This window comes from Achromobacter veterisilvae (assembly GCF_900496975.1).
Classification (GTDB): Bacteria; Pseudomonadota; Gammaproteobacteria; order Burkholderiales; family Burkholderiaceae_B; genus Achromobacter; species Achromobacter veterisilvae.
This window is the reverse complement of record NZ_UFQC01000024.1, coordinates 38,185-53,847: the sequence shown is the minus strand read 5'-3', so window position 1 is coordinate 53,847 and position 15,663 is coordinate 38,185. Positions and strand designations below refer to the sequence as shown.

The 15,663-nt window shown below is 65.6% G+C and carries 18 protein-coding genes; 15 read left to right on the top strand and 3 right to left on the bottom strand.

The annotated features are described in order from the left end of the window. The first annotated feature begins 48 nt into the window (after nucleotides 1-48). The 3 genes from AVE30378_RS20885 to AVE30378_RS20875 are packed head-to-tail and all read left to right on the top strand — an operon-like array spanning nucleotide 49 to nucleotide 2,609. Nucleotides 49-1,023 (top strand): diacylglycerol/lipid kinase family protein, encoded by a 975-nt coding sequence (locus tag AVE30378_RS20885; protein ID WP_129242901.1) that lies wholly within the window; start codon nucleotides 49-51, stop codon nucleotides 1,021-1,023. Continuing rightward, nucleotides 1,020-1,802: a metallophosphoesterase family protein gene (locus AVE30378_RS20880; RefSeq protein WP_129242899.1), complete on the top strand. Its 783-nt coding sequence runs from the start codon at nucleotides 1,020-1,022 to the stop codon at nucleotides 1,800-1,802. Before AVE30378_RS20885 ends, AVE30378_RS20880 begins: the two co-directional genes overlap by 4 nt. Nucleotides 1,803-1,841: 39 nt before the next feature. Next, nucleotides 1,842-2,609, top strand: coding sequence for a phosphatase PAP2 family protein (locus AVE30378_RS20875; RefSeq protein WP_129242897.1), 768 nt, complete (start codon nucleotides 1,842-1,844; stop codon nucleotides 2,607-2,609). On the opposite strand, the gene AVE30378_RS20870 is transcribed toward AVE30378_RS20875, so the two are convergent. Genes AVE30378_RS20870 through AVE30378_RS20860 form a run of 3 tightly spaced genes read right to left on the bottom strand, consistent with a single transcriptional unit; the run spans nucleotide 2,580 to nucleotide 4,068 of the window. Then, nucleotides 2,580-3,017, bottom strand: a complete 438-nt coding sequence (locus AVE30378_RS20870; RefSeq protein WP_129242895.1) for an NAD(P)-binding domain-containing protein — start codon at nucleotides 3,015-3,017, stop codon at nucleotides 2,580-2,582. The two genes, AVE30378_RS20875 and AVE30378_RS20870, sit on opposite strands and share 30 nt — an antisense overlap. After that, a complete protein-coding gene (locus tag AVE30378_RS20865; RefSeq protein ID WP_129242893.1) occupies nucleotides 3,014-3,457 on the bottom strand; it encodes a PaaI family thioesterase in 444 nt (147 codons plus the stop codon). Before AVE30378_RS20865 ends, AVE30378_RS20870 begins: the two co-directional genes overlap by 4 nt. Further along, nucleotides 3,454-4,068 carry a TetR/AcrR family transcriptional regulator gene (locus tag AVE30378_RS20860; protein ID WP_129242891.1) on the bottom strand — a complete coding sequence of 205 codons (615 nt, stop codon included), beginning with the start codon at nucleotides 4,066-4,068 and terminating at the stop codon, nucleotides 3,454-3,456. Before AVE30378_RS20860 ends, AVE30378_RS20865 begins: the two co-directional genes overlap by 4 nt. 470 nt (nucleotides 4,069-4,538) lie before the next feature. On the opposite strand from AVE30378_RS20860, the gene AVE30378_RS20855 reads away from it, so the two are divergent. The 12 genes from AVE30378_RS20855 (at nucleotide 4,539) to nuoK (ending at nucleotide 15,653) form a co-directional block, all read left to right on the top strand. Then, nucleotides 4,539-5,714: a porin gene (locus AVE30378_RS20855; protein ID WP_129242889.1), complete on the top strand. Its 1,176-nt coding sequence runs from the start codon at nucleotides 4,539-4,541 to the stop codon at nucleotides 5,712-5,714. Nucleotides 5,715-6,006: 292 nt separating this feature from the next. Then, the gene (locus AVE30378_RS20850) at nucleotides 6,007-6,366 is read left to right on the top strand and encodes an NADH-quinone oxidoreductase subunit A (RefSeq protein ID WP_006217959.1); all 360 of its coding nucleotides are present in this window, start codon (nucleotides 6,007-6,009) and stop codon (nucleotides 6,364-6,366) included. A 42-nt stretch (nucleotides 6,367-6,408) separates the two neighbouring features. Then, nucleotides 6,409-6,885, top strand: coding sequence for a NuoB/complex I 20 kDa subunit family protein (locus tag AVE30378_RS20845; RefSeq protein WP_006217960.1), 477 nt, complete (start codon nucleotides 6,409-6,411; stop codon nucleotides 6,883-6,885). A 76-nt stretch (nucleotides 6,886-6,961) separates the two neighbouring features. Then, nucleotides 6,962-7,588, top strand: coding sequence for an NADH-quinone oxidoreductase subunit C (locus AVE30378_RS20840; protein ID WP_129242887.1), 627 nt, complete (start codon nucleotides 6,962-6,964; stop codon nucleotides 7,586-7,588). A 3-nt stretch (nucleotides 7,589-7,591) separates the two neighbouring features. Next, nucleotides 7,592-8,848: an NADH-quinone oxidoreductase subunit D gene (locus AVE30378_RS20835; protein ID WP_129242885.1), complete on the top strand. Its 1,257-nt coding sequence runs from the start codon at nucleotides 7,592-7,594 to the stop codon at nucleotides 8,846-8,848. A 47-nt stretch (nucleotides 8,849-8,895) separates the two neighbouring features. Next, a complete protein-coding gene (gene nuoE, locus AVE30378_RS20830) occupies nucleotides 8,896-9,390 on the top strand; it encodes an NADH-quinone oxidoreductase subunit NuoE (protein WP_043543414.1) in 495 nt (164 codons plus the stop codon). After that, on the top strand, nucleotides 9,387-10,754 hold the full coding sequence (nuoF, locus tag AVE30378_RS20825; RefSeq protein WP_129242883.1) for an NADH-quinone oxidoreductase subunit NuoF: 1,368 nt from the start codon (nucleotides 9,387-9,389) through the stop codon (nucleotides 10,752-10,754). Before nuoE ends, nuoF begins: the two co-directional genes overlap by 4 nt. Nucleotides 10,755-10,769: 15 nt before the next feature. Beyond that, entirely contained in the window at nucleotides 10,770-13,097 is a 2,328-nt protein-coding gene (gene nuoG, locus AVE30378_RS20820; protein ID WP_129242881.1) for an NADH-quinone oxidoreductase subunit NuoG, read from the top strand. Beyond that, a complete protein-coding gene (gene nuoH, locus AVE30378_RS20815) occupies nucleotides 13,097-14,170 on the top strand; it encodes an NADH-quinone oxidoreductase subunit NuoH (RefSeq protein ID WP_129242878.1) in 1,074 nt (357 codons plus the stop codon). Before nuoG ends, nuoH begins: the two co-directional genes overlap by 1 nt. 21 nt (nucleotides 14,171-14,191) lie before the next feature. After that, complete coding sequence (gene nuoI / locus AVE30378_RS20810) at nucleotides 14,192-14,680, top strand: NADH-quinone oxidoreductase subunit NuoI (RefSeq protein ID WP_129242876.1); 489 nt, start codon at nucleotides 14,192-14,194, stop codon at nucleotides 14,678-14,680. A gap of 17 nt (nucleotides 14,681-14,697) precedes the next feature. Further along, a complete protein-coding gene (locus AVE30378_RS20805) occupies nucleotides 14,698-15,348 on the top strand; it encodes an NADH-quinone oxidoreductase subunit J (protein WP_129242874.1) in 651 nt (216 codons plus the stop codon). Next, a complete protein-coding gene (nuoK, locus tag AVE30378_RS20800) occupies nucleotides 15,345-15,653 on the top strand; it encodes an NADH-quinone oxidoreductase subunit NuoK (protein WP_025137065.1) in 309 nt (102 codons plus the stop codon). The genes AVE30378_RS20805 and nuoK overlap by 4 nt, the downstream gene beginning before the upstream one ends. The last annotated feature ends 10 nt before the right edge of the window (nucleotides 15,654-15,663 follow it).

The following is a 15,663-nucleotide window of genomic DNA, read 5'->3' as shown; positions in this document are numbered from 1 at the left end:
CCGCGGGCTTTGTTGCGGCGCTTTGCCGGCATGGGGTATGTTTGACCCATGACGCCATCCCAGCAGAGCCCCGCGGCGGGGGTCCGATCCCTGACGGGACAAGAACCGCTCTTCATCGTCCTCAACACCGGATCGGGGCGCGGCGACGCGCAGGCGCTGCAGGACACCGTCCGCCGCATCCTCGATGCGGCCGGACGGCGCTACCAGTTGATCCCCGTGGAAGACCCGTCCCGGCTGGCCGAATCGGCCCGGACCGCGGTCCGGCGCGCGCAGGACGAGCAGGGCGTCGTGATCGCCGCGGGCGGCGACGGCACGCTCAGCGCGGTCGCCGGCGCCGTGCTGGGCCAGGGCGTGCCGTTCGGCATCCTGCCCCAGGGCACCTTCAATTACTTCGGCCGCAGCTACGGCATTTCCCAGGACACGGAAACGGCATTGCATGGTTTCCTGCAAGGCCAGCCCAGGCCGGTGCGGGTCGGCCTGCTCAACGGCCGGCTGTTCCTGGTCAACGCCAGCCTGGGCCTGTATCCGCAATTGCTCGAAGACCGCGAGGCCTACAAACAGAAGTACGGCCGCAGCCGCCTGGTCGCCCTGTGGTCGGGACTGGTCACGCTGCTGCGCGCGCCGCGCCAGTTGACCCTGATGCTCGACTACGAAGGCAAGGCCCGCAGCCTGCGGTCCCCCACCTTGGTGGTGGGCAACAACAAGCTCCAGCTCGAACACGTCGGCATCCCTTCCGAGGAACTCGGCCAGGACCGCCTGATCGCCATGGCCGCGCGGCCGGTCGGCACCCTGGCGCTGTATGGCCTGTTGCTGCGCGGGCTGGCCAGCCGGCTGGGCGAAGCGGAGCATGTCGTCAGTTTCGCCTTCGACCGCCTGACGGTGGGCGTGCGCGGGCGCCGGCGCGTCAAGGTGGCGATGGACGGCGAAATCTCCTGGATGGATACGCCGCTGGAATTCAAGGTGGCGGCCGACCGGCTGCCGCTGGTGGTGCCGGCGGACCCGCAATACCTGGACCGTTCATGACGCGCATCCTGCATCTTTCCGACACCCACTTCGGCACGGAACGCAAACCCGTCGTCGAGGCGGCGCTGGACCTGGCCCGCTCGCTCGCGCCCGACCTGGTCGTGCTCAGCGGCGACATCACGCAGCGCGCGCGCCGCGGCCAGTTCGCCGCCGCCCGCAAATTCATCGAACGCCTGTCGCTGCCGGTGCTGGCCGTGCCGGGCAACCACGACATTCCCCTGTTCAACCTGTTCGCGCGCGCGCTCAATCCCTACGGCAACTACAAGCGGGCGCTGGGCGCGGTGCTGGAACCGGTGTTCGAGAACGACGGCCTGCTTGCGATCGGCGTGAACACGACCCGGCCGCGGCGGCGCAAGGACGGCGAGATCTCGGGCGGGCAGATCGCCCGCGTCGCCCAGCGCCTGCGGCAGGCCCGGCCCGGGCAGTTGCGCGTCGTGGTGGCGCACCACCCGGTCCGCGCCAAGGTGGATTCGGACCTGTCCAACCTGCTGATCGGGCGCGAGCACGCGCTGGACGCCTGGAAACAGGCCGGGGTCGACCTGGTCCTGGGCGGCCACATCCATCTGCCCTACGTGCTGCCGCTGGACCCGTCGGCCCCGGCCGGCGGCTGGATCGTCCAGGCCGGGACCGCCTGCTCGCATCGCGTGCGCGGCAACGTTCCCAACTCGGTGAACGTCATCGCCCGCGATGGGGAGGGCGGCTGCCATGTCGAGCGTTGGGATTACGCTGCCGGGACGCATGCGTTTGCACCGGTCGACAGGACGCTGGTCGCGTTGTAGCGTGGCCTGCGGCGGGAATCTCTTCATGGGCGCTTGCAAATGACCGATGTCTATGCGGCGTGGGCCGCGGGCCACGCCCTGCTGCTGTTCATCGCGCTGCCGCTCCTGAGCGGCGCGGGGGCGCTGCTGTTCGCGCGCTGCTATCCGGGCTTGTCGCGCCGCGGCCGCGCCGCGTGCTTCGCGCTCGGCACCTGCGCCTCGTTCGCGCTGTTCCTGGCCCTGGCCCGCGCGGTGGGGCGCCAAAGCGCCGTGGTGGAATTCGACAAGGCCCTGGCCGGCGCCCTGAGCATGTCCATGCCGGTCCCCCTATTGTGGCTGCTGTCGTGGTTCACCTACCTGGGCGACCGGAACTTCCTCACGGGCGTGAGCATGCTGATGACGCTGTTCCTGCTCTGGAACCGGCAATGGGGGCTGGCGGTGTTCTGCGCCGTGGCCACCGGGGCGGGAGGCGCGCTCAACTGGCTGCTCAAGCACGGTTTCGAGCGGATCCGCCCGGACCACGACCACGGTTATGCCAGCGTGGCGGGATGGAGCTTTCCCAGCGGCCACTCCTCGGCCGCCATGACGGTCTACGGAGCGGCCTGCTACCTATTGTGGCGGCTGGCGCCGCCGGCCTGGCGGATGCCGGGCATCGCGATCCTGGCGGCGCTCATCATGGCGATCGGACTCAGCCGCATCCTGCTGCAGGTCCATTTCGCCAGCGACGTGCTTGCCGGCTTCGCGGTCAGCCTGGGCTGGCTGGCGCTGTGCGTGGCGGCGGCGCGGCGCTGGGGCGCGTCAGGCGACGAGCGCCAGCGCCTTCAATAGGCGCGCCTCGGCGGCGCCGGCGGCCGAGGCCGCCTGCAGGGGCGCGCAGGCGTAGCGGCCGCCCGCCGCGACAATCGCCTGGTCCAGCCTGCGCGCGCGCTCGGCGGACGGCGGTTCCAGGTCCACGATCAGCTTGCCGGCCACGGGCGCCGTGACGTTGCCGTCGCTGAAGCGCTCCAGCGTGCGGTCGATCTCGCGCTCGCGCGGCAAGGCCAGCACGATGGTGTCCGATTCCGCCAGCGCCTCGCGCGCGGACGTGGCCAGGGTGGCGCTGCCGCGAAAGTCCTCGCAACGGTCCGGTTCGATATCGTAGAGGGTCAGCGCGATGTCCGGCTCGGCCTCCAGAAGGCGCCGGGCGGCCCGCGTGCCGGTGCTTCCCATGCCGACGATGCTGACGCGCAGGTTCATGGCTTGGGCACCGACCAGGTGCTCACGATATGGGCGAGGGGCTCGTCCGAGCCTTCGCCGGTCAGGATGACTTCCCCCGCGGACAGCCGGCCCACCTTGAGCAGCCGGGCGTCGGCGTAGATCGCGCCGGCGGGGCTCTTGCGCAGAAAATTGATCGTCAGGCTGGCCGTGACGGCATGCGCCTGGCCGGTGGCGCCCACCACCGCCGCGTACATCGTCAGGTCGGCCAGGCCCATCAGCATCGGGCCGGCGACGATGCCGCCCAGCCGCTGGTGGGCATCGCGCGCGGGCAGCACGGCGCGGGCCGTGCCATGGCCGATGCGCAGCACGTCGATGCCGAGCAGCATCGAGAAAGGATGCTGGTCCGCCAGCAGGATATGGAAATCGGCCAGGCTGATCAGCGGGGCCTCGGTCCGGGTGTCCAGGTCGGTTGCGGTCATCGTTGTTCCAGGGCGTGGCAGTAGTTGTCCAGCAGCGCCTCCGCGCGCTGGCCCAGGGATTTCAGGCGATGGGTGTGCTGCAGCAGCAGCAGCCCCATCAGGTAAGTGAAGAGGTTCATCTGTTCGACCTCGACCGCGGCGGCCTCCCAGGACTTGGTCCTGGAGAGGGCCAGGCCCAGCAGGTCCACGCACTGGCGCAGGCGGGCATTGAGCCGTTCGTCCATGTCGCGGCCCAGCCCGCGCGGCCCCAGTCCCTGGAACAGGTACATGCCCAGCGAGAAATCGGTCCGGCGCTCGGCGTAATAGCCGAAAAAGGCGTGGATCGCGCCGCGCGCGGCGGTCCGGGCGTCGCCCGTGGCGGCGGCCTCGCTCAGGCAGGCGTGCAGCCGCTGCAGCGATTCCTCGAGCAGCGCGCCATAGATGGTCTCCTTGCCGGCGAACCAGGGGTAGATGGCGCCGGTGGTGCAGCCGGCCTCCGCGGCGATCGCGCGGATCGTCGTCTTTTCCAGGCCGTCGCGTTCGAATACGCGCTGGGCGGCGTCGAGGATGAGCTGCCGGCGCAGGGCGTTCAGGCGTTCACTGCGGCCGGAGCGGGCGGAAGGAGAGGGCATGGCGCGAGGCGAGAGGATCGACACGCTCGATCATATCGGCGATTTTTATTCATAACAATGTTATTTTCCGGCTTCCCGCCGCTCGCCCTCTTATGGGGCGGCCCGGAAGGCCGGCGAGGGCGAACGGCGCTTGCGGGTCGCGTCGGAGGGCGGACAGGAGGGCGGGAAATACGGTGGAAGGGCGGACGCCGGAAATGGCCAGATAATTAGGGGCAGGGCTGAAAGTCGCATGAATAGGACCTGTCCTGATTCGTAAGGGTAAGCCCCTAGCGCACTCGCCGGGCGGCCGGCGAGATGTTGCAATATCCCAACAAGCCTGTCGCAAACCTGCACTTTTCTGATGCCGACCATAGCCAGTCCCCCTGATTTTTGATGCAATAGCGTCAACTTCCCTTCGCGGAGTTAGGGGGGCGGCAGGCTGGTTTGCTGGATTGCTGCTCTTGTCACTCAAATCAACGGAGATTTCTTAAATGAAAAAGACTCTGCTCGCTGCCGCCCTGCTCGCCGGTTTTGCCGGTGTCGCCCAGGCAGAAACGTCTGTCACCCTGTACGGTATTATCGATACCGGTATCGGCTACAACAAGGTTAAGGGTCCGGATGGCTACAGCGCCAGCCGTGTTGGCATGATCAACGGCGTGCAGAACGGTTCGCGCTGGGGTCTGCGTGGTTCGGAAGATCTGGGTGATGGCCTGCGCGCTGTTTTCCAACTGGAATCGGGCTTTGATTCGGGCAACGGCAACTCCGCTCAAGGTGGCCGTCTGTTCGGTCGTCAAGCCACGATCGGTCTGGCCAGCGATAGCTGGGGTCAACTGGACTTCGGTCGCCAAACCAACATCGCGTCGAAGTACTTCGGCTCGATCGACCCGTTCGGCGCCGGCTTCGGTCAAGCTAACATCGGCGTTGGCCTGAGCTCGACCAACACCGTCCGCTACGACAACATGGTCATGTACCAAACCCCGTCGTTCAGCGGCTTCCAGTTCGGCATCGGCTACTCGTTCAGCGCCGACGACACCAAGACGACCAAGGACGGCTGGGTCAATGATCCGGTTACCGGCACCCCGACGTGGACCCGCAACGGCGCCCCGGGCCAAGTTGGCTTCCGCACCGCCGACAACACCCGCGCCATCACGGCTGGCCTGCGCTACACGAACGGCCCCCTGAACGTCGCTCTGTCGTACGACCAACTGAACGCCGCGAACACCCTGTCGCAAGCTGCCGTCGATGCTACCCCGCGTAGCTACGTCATCGGTGGTTCGTACGACTTCGAAGTGGTCAAGCTGGCTCTGGCCTACGGTCGCACGACCGACGGCTGGTTCGGCGGTCAAGGCAGCGTGACGGGTTCGGGCATCCCGGGCTTCGGCGGCAACATCTTCGCTGACGGCTTCAAGTCGAACTCCTACCTGCTGGGTCTGTCGGCCCCCATCGGCGGCGCCAGCAAGCTGTTCGGTTCGTGGCAAATGGTTGACCCGTCGAACGACAAGCTGACGGGCGGCGACGAGAAGATGAACGTCTTCTCGCTGGGCTACACCTACGACCTGTCCAAGCGCACCAACCTGTACGCTTACGGTTCGTACGCCAAGAACTACGCCTTCATCGACGAAGTCAAGTCGACCGCCGTCGGCGTCGGCATCCGCCACCGCTTCTAATCCACAGCAGGGCGCAAGTCCTGCCTGGATTCAAAGCGTGCGAACGGGCTTCGGCCCGTTCGCATGAAGCCACCCTTCGGGGTGGTTTTTTTTCGTCTTGCCGCCGGGTTTTCGGGGTTGGGCGAGGCGTGGTTGGATCAAGTGTTGTAAGCTTGCCTTGTTGTTCCGAAAGCAGCGACTGTTCCATTTGAGGAATGCTGTCTTTCACCTGCTGTTCAAGCTACAGAGTTCAGCCAGAAGTAACCACGCGAATGCTACAATCCTAAGGTTTGCGCATTTGACGGACGCCTGAATGAACCTGCAACAGTATTTCCCCGTCCTGCTGTTTATCGTAGTGGCCACCCTCATCGGGTTCGCGCTTCTAACGGCGGGCTCCCTCCTTGGTCCGCGGCGTCCGTACGCCGAGAAGCTCTCGCCGTACGAATGCGGTTTCGAGGCCTTCGAAGACGCCCGCATGAAGTTTGACGTGCGCTACTACCTGGTGGCGATCCTGTTCATTCTTTTCGACCTCGAAATCGCGTTCCTGTTCCCGTGGGCCATCGCCCAGGGCACGGTCGGGCTCGTCGGCTTCTGGACGGTCATGGTTTTCCTGGCCGTGCTTACCGTCGGCTTCATCTACGAATGGAAAAAGGGCGCGCTGGATTGGGAATAAGCCCCAGGCTTTCTCCTACACAGCACGCTATCAGAGACGAATATGGCTATAGACGGCATTCTCAAGCAAGGGTTCATCACAACCAGCGCCGACAAGTTCCTTAATTGGGCGAAGACCGGCTCCATGTGGCCCATGACCTTCGGTCTGGCCTGTTGCGCGGTTGAGATGATGCACGCGGGCGCGGCCCGCTACGACCTGGACCAGTTCGGAATCATCTTCCGGCCCAGTCCGCGCCAGTCCGATCTGATGATCGTCGCCGGCACGCTGTGCAACAAGATGGCGCCCGCGCTGCGCAAGGTCTATGACCAGATGCCCGAGCCGCGCTGGGTGGTTTCGATGGGCTCCTGTGCCAACGGTGGCGGCTACTACCACTATTCGTATTCGGTGGTCCGTGGCTGCGACCGCATCGTACCGGTAGACGTCTACGTGCCGGGCTGCCCGCCCACGGCCGAGGCGCTGGTCTACGGCTTGCTGCAAATGCAGAACAAGATCCGCCTGACCAACACGATTGCGCGCTGAACCTTCGCCCAGCCTCGCGGCAGTCCCTGCCGCCGGCCCCGCGAAGCCAGCGTATCGGTTCACCTAAGCGTACAAGATGATGACCAGGCTCGAAACCCTGAAAAACAATTTGCAGACCACCCTCGGCGCGGATATCGCGCTGACCGAGGCGCTGGGCGAGCTGACGCTCGAAGTGCCCGCGCAACAGTGGTTCTCGGTCTGCAACAAGCTGCGCACCGAAGCCGGCCTGCGCTTTGAAACCTGTATCGACCTCTGCGGCGTCGACTACCTGACGTGGGGCAACGGCACCCGCCAGTTGCCCGAGGAAGCGAACGCCAAGATCCACCGCGCGCGTTTCGCCGTGGCCGTGCACCTGCTTTCCATCCAGAACAACTGGCGCCTGCGCGTGCGCACCTGGGCCGAGGACGACGAGTTCCCGGTGGTCGCCTCGCTGATGGAGTGCTGGCCGGCCGTGGGCTGGTTCGAGCGCGAAGCCTTCGACCTGTACGGCATCGTCTTCGAAGGCCACCCCGACCTGCGCCGCATCCTGACCGACTACGGCTTCATCGGTCACCCTTTCCGCAAGGACTTCCCGTTGTCCGGCACGGTCGAAATGCGCTACGACCCCGAACAACGCCGCGTCATCTACCAGCCGGTCACGATCGATCCGCGCGAGATCACCCCGCGCGTGGTCCGCGAAGACTCCTACGGCTTGGGGCGTTAAATCATGGCAGAAATCAAGAACTACACGCTCAACTTCGGCCCCCAGCATCCGGCCGCGCACGGTGTGCTGCGCCTGGTGCTCGAGCTCGACGGCGAAGTGATCCAGCGCGCCGATCCGCACATCGGCCTGCTGCATCGCGCCACGGAAAAGCTGGCCGAACACAAGACCTACATCCAGGCGCTGCCCTACATGGACCGCCTGGACTACGTGTCCATGATGTGCAACGAGCACGCCTACGTCATGGCCATCGAGAAGCTGCTGGGCGTCGAAGCCCCGCTGCGCGCGCAGTACATCCGCGTGATGTTCGACGAGATCACCCGTCTGCTGAACCACCTGATGTCGCTGGGTTCGCACGCGCTGGACGTGGGCGCCATGGCGGTGTTCCTGTACGCCTTCCGTGAACGCGAAGACCTGATGGACTGCTACGAGGCGGTCTCGGGCGCGCGCATGCACGCGGCCTACTACCGCCCGGGCGGCGTCTACCGCGACCTGCCGGACTCGATGCCGCAGTACGGCGACACCAGCAAGTATCGCGGCGACAAAGAAGTGCGCCTCATGAACGACGCGCGCTCGGGTTCGCTGCTGGACTTCATCGAAGACTTCACCAACCGCTTCCCCGGCTGCGTGGACGAATACGAAACGCTGCTGACCGACAACCGGATCTGGAAGCAGCGCCTGGTGGGCATCGGCGTGGTCGATCCCGACCGCGCCAAGGCGCTGGGCTTCACCGGCCCGATGCTGCGCGGCTCGGGCGTGGCCTGGGACCTGCGCAAGACGCAGCCCTACGAAGTCTACGACCTGCTCGATTTCGACATCCCCGTGGGTGTCAACGGCGATTGCTACGACCGCTACCTGGTCCGTGTCGCCGAAATGCGCGAAAGCAACCGCATCATCCGCCAGTGCGTGGAATGGCTGCGCAACAACCCGGGCCCGGTCATGATCGAGAACCACAAGATCGCCCCGCCCAAGCGCACCGCCATGAAGACCAACATGGAAGAGCTGATCCACCATTTCAAGCTCTTCACCGAAGGTTTCCACGTGCCCCCGGGCGAGGCGTATGCCTCGGTGGAGCATCCCAAGGGCGAGTTCGGCATCTATCTGGTGTCGGACGGCGCCAACAAGCCTTACCGCCTGAAGATTCGGGCCCCCGGCTTTGTCCACCTGCAAGCGCTGGACGAAATGTCGCGCGGTCACATGATCGCCGACGCCGTCACCATCATTGGTACGCAGGACATCGTTTTCGGCGAGATCGATCGCTGATCCGCCCAGACAGTCACGAGCACGCCCGCATAACCCGGATTCAAACTATGCTGCTTTCCGAACAGGCCTACCAGAAAATCGACCGAGAACTCGCGAAGTTCCCGGCCGACCAGCGGCAGTCCGCCATCATGGCCTCGCTTGCCATCGCGCAAGAAGAGAAGGGCTGGTTGGCTACCGAAATCATCGAAGATGTGGCCAACTACATCGGCGTTCCGCCTATCGCGGTCCAGGAAGTCGCCACTTTCTACAACATGTTCGACGTCAAGCCCGTCGGCAAGAACAAGATCGCCGTCTGCACGAACCTGCCCTGTGCCTTGCGCGATGGCGAGCGCGCCGGCGACTACCTCAAGCGCAAGCTGGGTGTCGACTACCGCGAGACCACCGCCGACGGCCAGTTCACGCTGGTCGAGGGCGAGTGCATGGGCGCTTGCGGCGATTCGCCCGTGCTGATCGTGAACAACAAGCATATGTGCGTGCGCATGACCGAAGAAAAGCTGGACGCGCTGGTCGCGGCCCTCAAGGCGCAAGGAGAGTCGGCATGAACGCGCCCGACCTGTACAAGCAGTTCGCGCAGGGGCTGGACCCCAACCCGCTGAACGACCTGTCCAATTCGATGTGCCTGCACGGCCGGCACATCCAGCCGCAGATCATGGCCGACGTCGACGGCGCCAACTGGCGCCTGGCCGACTACGTCAAGCGCGGCGGCTACGAAGCCCTGAAGAAGATCCTGACCACCGGCATGAAGCCGGAAGACGTGATCGCCGAAGTCAAGGCGTCCGGCCTGCGCGGCCGCGGCGGCGCGGGCTTCCCGACCGGCCTGAAGTGGAGCTTCATGCCGCGCGCCTTCCCGGGCCAGAAATACCTCGTCTGCAACTCCGACGAGGGCGAGCCGGGCACGTTCAAGGACCGCGACATCCTGCGCTTCAATCCGCACATCGTGATCGAAGGCATGGCGATCGCGGCCTACGCCATGGGCATCAGCGCCGGCTACAACTATATCCACGGCGAAATCTTCGAAGTCTACGAGCGCTTCGAGGAAGCGCTGGAAGAGGCGCGCGCCGCCGGCTTCCTGGGCGACAGGATCCTGGGTTCGGACTACAGCTTCCAGTTGCACGCGTTCCACGGCTACGGCGCCTACATCTGCGGCGAAGAAACCGCGCTGCTGGAATCCCTGGAAGGCAAGAAGGGCCAGCCGCGCTTCAAGCCGCCGTTCCCGGCCAGCTTCGGCCTGTACGGCAAGCCCACCACGATCAACAACACCGAAACGTTCGCGGCGGTGCCCTGGATCATCCGCAACAGCGGCCAGGCCTACCTGGAAGTCGGCAAGCCGAACAACGGCGGCACCAAGCTGTTCTCGATCACCGGCGACGTCGAGCGTCCCGGCAACTACGAGATCCCGCTGGGCACCCCGTTCTCGACCCTGCTGGAACTGGCGGGCGGCATGCGCGGCGGCAAGAAGCTGAAGGCCGTGATCCCCGGCGGCTCCAGCGCCCCGGTGCTGCCGGCCGACATCATGATGGAAACCACGATGGACTACGACGCCATCGCCAAGGCGGGTTCCATGCTGGGTTCCGGCGCCGTGATCGTCATGGACGAGACGCGCTGCATGGTGAAGTCGCTCTTGCGCCTGTCGTATTTCTATTTCGAGGAAAGCTGCGGCCAGTGCACGCCGTGCCGCGAAGGCACCGGCTGGCTCTACCGCATGGTGCACCGCATCGAGAACGGCCAGGGCCGCCCGGAAGACCTGGACCTGCTGGACAACGTGGCGAGCAACATCATGGGACGCACCATCTGCGCCCTGGGTGACGCCGCCGCCATGCCCGTCCGGGGCTTCCTCAAGCATTTTCGCGACGAATTCGCGCACCACATCGAGCACAAGTCTTGTGTGGTCCCGCAATATCTGTAGGTCTCAGGAACAGCAATGGTTGAACTAACCGTCGACGGCAACAAGGTCGAAGTGCCCGAAGGCAGCATGGTCATGCATGCCGCCCAGAAAGTCGGGCTTTACGTGCCGCATTTCTGCTACCACAAGAAACTGTCCATCGCGGCCAATTGCCGCATGTGCCTGGTTGAAGTGGAAAAGGCGCCCAAGGCGCTGCCCGCCTGCGCCACCCCGGTGACCAATGGCATGGTCGTCCACACCTGCTCCGAGAAGGCGCGCGCCGCCCAGAAGTCGGTGATGGAATTCCTGCTCATCAATCACCCCCTCGACTGCCCGATCTGCGATCAGGGCGGCGAATGCCAGTTGCAGGACCTGGCCGTGGGCTACGGCGGCTCTTCCTCGCGTTACCAAGAGGAAAAGCGCGTCGTCTTCCACAAGGACCTGGGCTCGCTGGTTTCCGCCGAGGAAATGAGCCGCTGCATCCACTGCACCCGCTGCGTGCGCTTCGGCCAGGAAATCGCCGGCGTCATGGAGCTCGGCATGCTGGGCCGCGGCGAGCACTCCGAGATCACGACGTTCGTCGGCCGCTCGATCGAGTCCGAGCTGTCGGGCAACATGATCGACATCTGTCCGGTGGGCGCGCTGACCTCGAAGCCCTTCCGCTACAGCGCGCGTACCTGGGAACTGGCGCGCCGCCGTTCGGTCAGCCCGCACGACAGCCTGGGCGCCAACCTGGTGATCCAGGTCAAGGGCGACCGCGTCATGCGCGTGGTGCCGTTCGAAGACGAAGCCGTCAACGAATGCTGGATCAGCGACCGCGACCGCTTCTCGTACGAAGGCCTGAACAGCGAAGACCGCCTGTCCGCCCCGATGATCAAGGGCACCGACGGCAAGTGGCAGGAAGCCTCCTGGGCCGACGCGCTGCAAGCCGTGGCCCAGGGCCTGTCGCGCGTGCGCGACAGCTTCGGCGCCGGCCAGATCGGGGCGCTGGCTTCCGAATACGCCACCACCGAGGAATACGCGCTGCTGGGCCGTTTGGTCCGCTCGCTGGGTTCCGAGAACATCGACTTCCGCCTGCGCCAGACCGACCCGGCCTTCGACGCCGCGCTGACCGGCGCGCCGTGGCTGGGCATGCCCATCGCCGAACTCGACAACCTGGACCGCGTCCTGATCGTCGGTTCGTTCCTGCGCAAGGACCACCCGCTGATGGCGCAGCGCCTGCGCCAGGCCGCCAAGCGCGGCACGCAGATCCTGATGGTCGACAGCGCCGCGGACGATCCGCTGATGCCCGTGGCCGCCCGCAGCACCGTGGCGCCGTCCGAGCTGGCGCGCGCGCTGGCCGAAGTGGCCGTCGCGCTGGCCCAGGCCAAGGAACAGGCCGTGCCGGCCGAGTTCGCCTCGGTCGTCCCGGGTGAAAACGCCAAGATGATCGCGGCCAGCCTGGCTTCCGGCTCGAACACCGCCGTGCTGATGGGCAACCTGGCCGTGGCCAGCGCCCAGGCCTCGACCCTGGCCGCCAACGGCCGCGCCGTGGCGGATCTTGCCGGCGGCAAGTTCGGCTTCCTGACCTCCGGCGGCAACACCGTCGGCGGCTACCTGGCCGGCGCCATCCCGGGCAAGGGCGGCAAAAACGCCGCCGCCATGCTGGCCGAGCCCCTGAAGGCCTATGTGGTCCTGCACGCCGAGCCGCTGCTGGACGCCGACAACGGCCAGCAGGCCATCGCCGCGCTGCGCGGCGCGCAATTCGCCGTCGCCCTGACGCCTTACCGTTCGGCCGCCGCCGAATGGGCCGACGTCATGCTGCCGGTGTCGCCGTTCACCGAAACCTCGGGCACCTTCGTCAACGCGCAAGGCCTGGCCCAGAGCTTCAAGGGCACGGTTTCGCCGTTCGGCCAGACGCGTCCGGCCTGGAAGGTCCTGCGCGTGCTGGGCAACGTCCTGCACCTGGCGGGCTTCGACGACGAAACCTCCGAGTCCGTGCGCGACGTCGCGCTGGCCGGCGGCATCGAAAGCCGCCTGTCCAACGACATCAAGGCGCCGCTGGGCCTGGGCCAGGCCGCGACCGGCCTGGAACGCGTGGCCGACGTGCCGATCTACCGCACCGACGCCATGGTCCGCCGTTCGGAGCCGCTGCAAGCCTCCCCGGCCTCGAAGAAGCCGGCTGCCGCCATGAACGGCCGCACGTTGACCAGCCTGGGCCTGACGGCCGGGGTCAAGGTTCGCGTCGCGGGCGCCCAAGGCGCCGTCGAACTCGAAACCGTGCAGGACGATGCCGTGGCCGACCGCGCCGTGCGCATTTCGGCTGCCTTTGAAAACACCGCGGCCCTGGGTGGCGCATTCGGTCAAATCAGCGTGGAGCGTGCCTGATGGAATGGCTTAATGTTCTTGAGAGCCAGGGATCGGCATTGCTGGGCCCGACGGTCTGGATGGTCCTCTGGACCCTCATCAAGATTGTGATCATCGCCGTGCCCATCATCCTGTGCGTGGCCTACCTGACGTACTGGGAACGCAAGATGATCGGTGCCATGCACGTGCGCATGGGTCCGAACCGCGTCGGCTTCAAGGGGTTGCTGCAACCGTTCGCCGACGTGTTCAAGCTGCTGACCAAGGAAGTCGTCGTCCCCAGCCAGGCCAACAAGGTGCTGTTCATCGTGGCCCCCGTGGTCACGCTGATGCCCGCGCTGGCCGCCTGGGCCGTCGTGCCCTTCGGTCCGGAAATCGTGCTGGCCAACGTCAACGCCGGCCTGCTGTACATCATGGCCATCACGTCCGTCGGCGTGTACGGCGTGATCGTCGCCGGCTGGGCGTCCAACTCCAAGTACGCCTTCCTGGGCGCGCTGCGCGCATCGGCCCAGATGCTGTCGTACGAACTGGCCATCGGCTTCGTGCTGGTGACGGTCCTGCTGGTCTCCGGCAGCCTGAACATGTCCGAGATCGTGCATGTGCAGAACCGCGGCTGGTTCGCCGAAAAGGGCCTGACGTTCCTGTCCTGGAACTGGCTGCCGCTCTTGCCGCTGTTCGTGATCTACGTGATTTCGGCCGTGGCCGAAACCAACCGCCACCCGTTCGACGTGGTCGAGGGCGAATCGGAAATCGTGGCCGGCCACATGGTCGAATACTCGGGCATGGCGTTCGCGCTGTTCTTCCTGGGCGAATACGCCAACATGATCCTGCTGTCCTGCATGGCGTCGATCATGTTCCTGGGCGGCTGGGCTTCCCCGATCGATATCGCGCCGCTGACCTGGATTCCGGGTTGGATCTGGCTGGGTCTCAAGACGTTCGTCGTGGTCTCGTTGTTCGTGTGGTTCCGCGCGTCGTTCCCGCGCTACCGCTACGACCAGATCATGCGCTTGGGTTGGAAAATCTTCATCCCGCTGACCGGTGTTTGGCTGGTCGTGGTGGCGATCTGGATGCAGACGCCCTGGAACATTTGGCGCTAAGCCGCCAGGCAGAGGCAGGATATGGAAGCGATCAAGGATTTCTTCGGCAGCCTGATGCTGACCGAATTGCTCAAGGGCATGCGCCTGACGGGCAAGTATTTTTTCAAGCGCAAGGTCACCTTGCGCTACCCCCAGGAAAAGACGCCCGCGTCGCCGCGTTTCCGCGGCCTGCATGCGCTGCGCCGCTACCCCAACGGGGAAGAGCGGTGCATTGCGTGCAAGCTGTGCGAAGCGGTGTGCCCGGCGCTGGCGATCACCATCGAGTCCGACCAGCGCGACGACGGCACCCGCCGCACCACGCGCTACGACATCGATCTCACCAAGTGCATTTTCTGCGGCTTCTGTGAGGAAAGCTGCCCGGTGGATTCCATCGTGGAAACGCACATCCACGAATACCACGGCGAAAAGCGCGGCGACCTGTATTTCACCAAAGACATGCTGCTCGCCGTGGGCGACCGCTACGAAGCCGACATCGCCCAGCGCCGGGCCGAAGACGCTCCCTATCGTTGAAGCCCAGGGTCTGATCCATGACTTTTACCACTGTCCTGTTTTACATACTGGCCGCCGTGCTGGTGATCGCGGCCTTCCGCGTGATCACCGCGCGCAGTCCGGTCACCGCCGTCCTGCACCTGATCCTGGCGTTCGTCAACGCGGCCATGCTGTGGATGCTGCTGGGCGCCGAATTCCTCGCGCTGCTGCTCGTGCTGGTGTACGTGGGCGCCGTGATGGTGCTTTTCCTCTTCGTCGTCATGATGCTGGACATCCGCATGGATGCGCTGCGCCAGGGCATGAAGACCTACCTGCCGCTGGGCCTGGTGATCGGCCTGGTCATGGTGCTGGAAATGGCCTTCGTGCTGGGCTCGACCTGGTACGGCGCCGGCCCGCAAGCCCCGGTCGCCGGCGACTACAACAACGCCCGCGCGCTGGGCGAAGCCATGTACACCCAGTACATCTACGCGATTGAAGTGGGCGCCGCGCTGCTGCTGGTGGGCATGGTCGCCGCTATCGCGCTGACCCTGCGCCGCCGCCGCGACGCCAAGTACAACGACCCCGTCGCCGCCGTCCGCGTGCGCGCCAAGGACCGTTTCCGCCTGGTGAGCATGCCCGCCCAGAGCGAGCGCGCCCAGTCGCAGATCGGTGCCTCGTCCGCCGCCGCGCCCCAAGGAGAACAAAAATGACGCTGACGCTGGCCCATTACCTGATCCTGGGGGCGATCCTGTTCGCCATCGGAATCTTCGGCATCTTCCTGAACCGCCGCAACCTGATCATTCTCCTGATGTCCATCGAGCTGGTGCTCCTGGCCGTCAACATGAACTTCGTGGCGTTCTCCAGTTGGTTCGGCGACACCGCCGGCCAGGTGTTCGTGTTCTTCATCCTGACCGTGGCCGCCGCCGAGGCGGCGATCGGCCTGGCCATCCTGGTGCTGCTGTTCCGCAACCTGAACACGATCAACGTCGATGATCTCGATCGCCTGAAGGGCTGACGGGGTATTG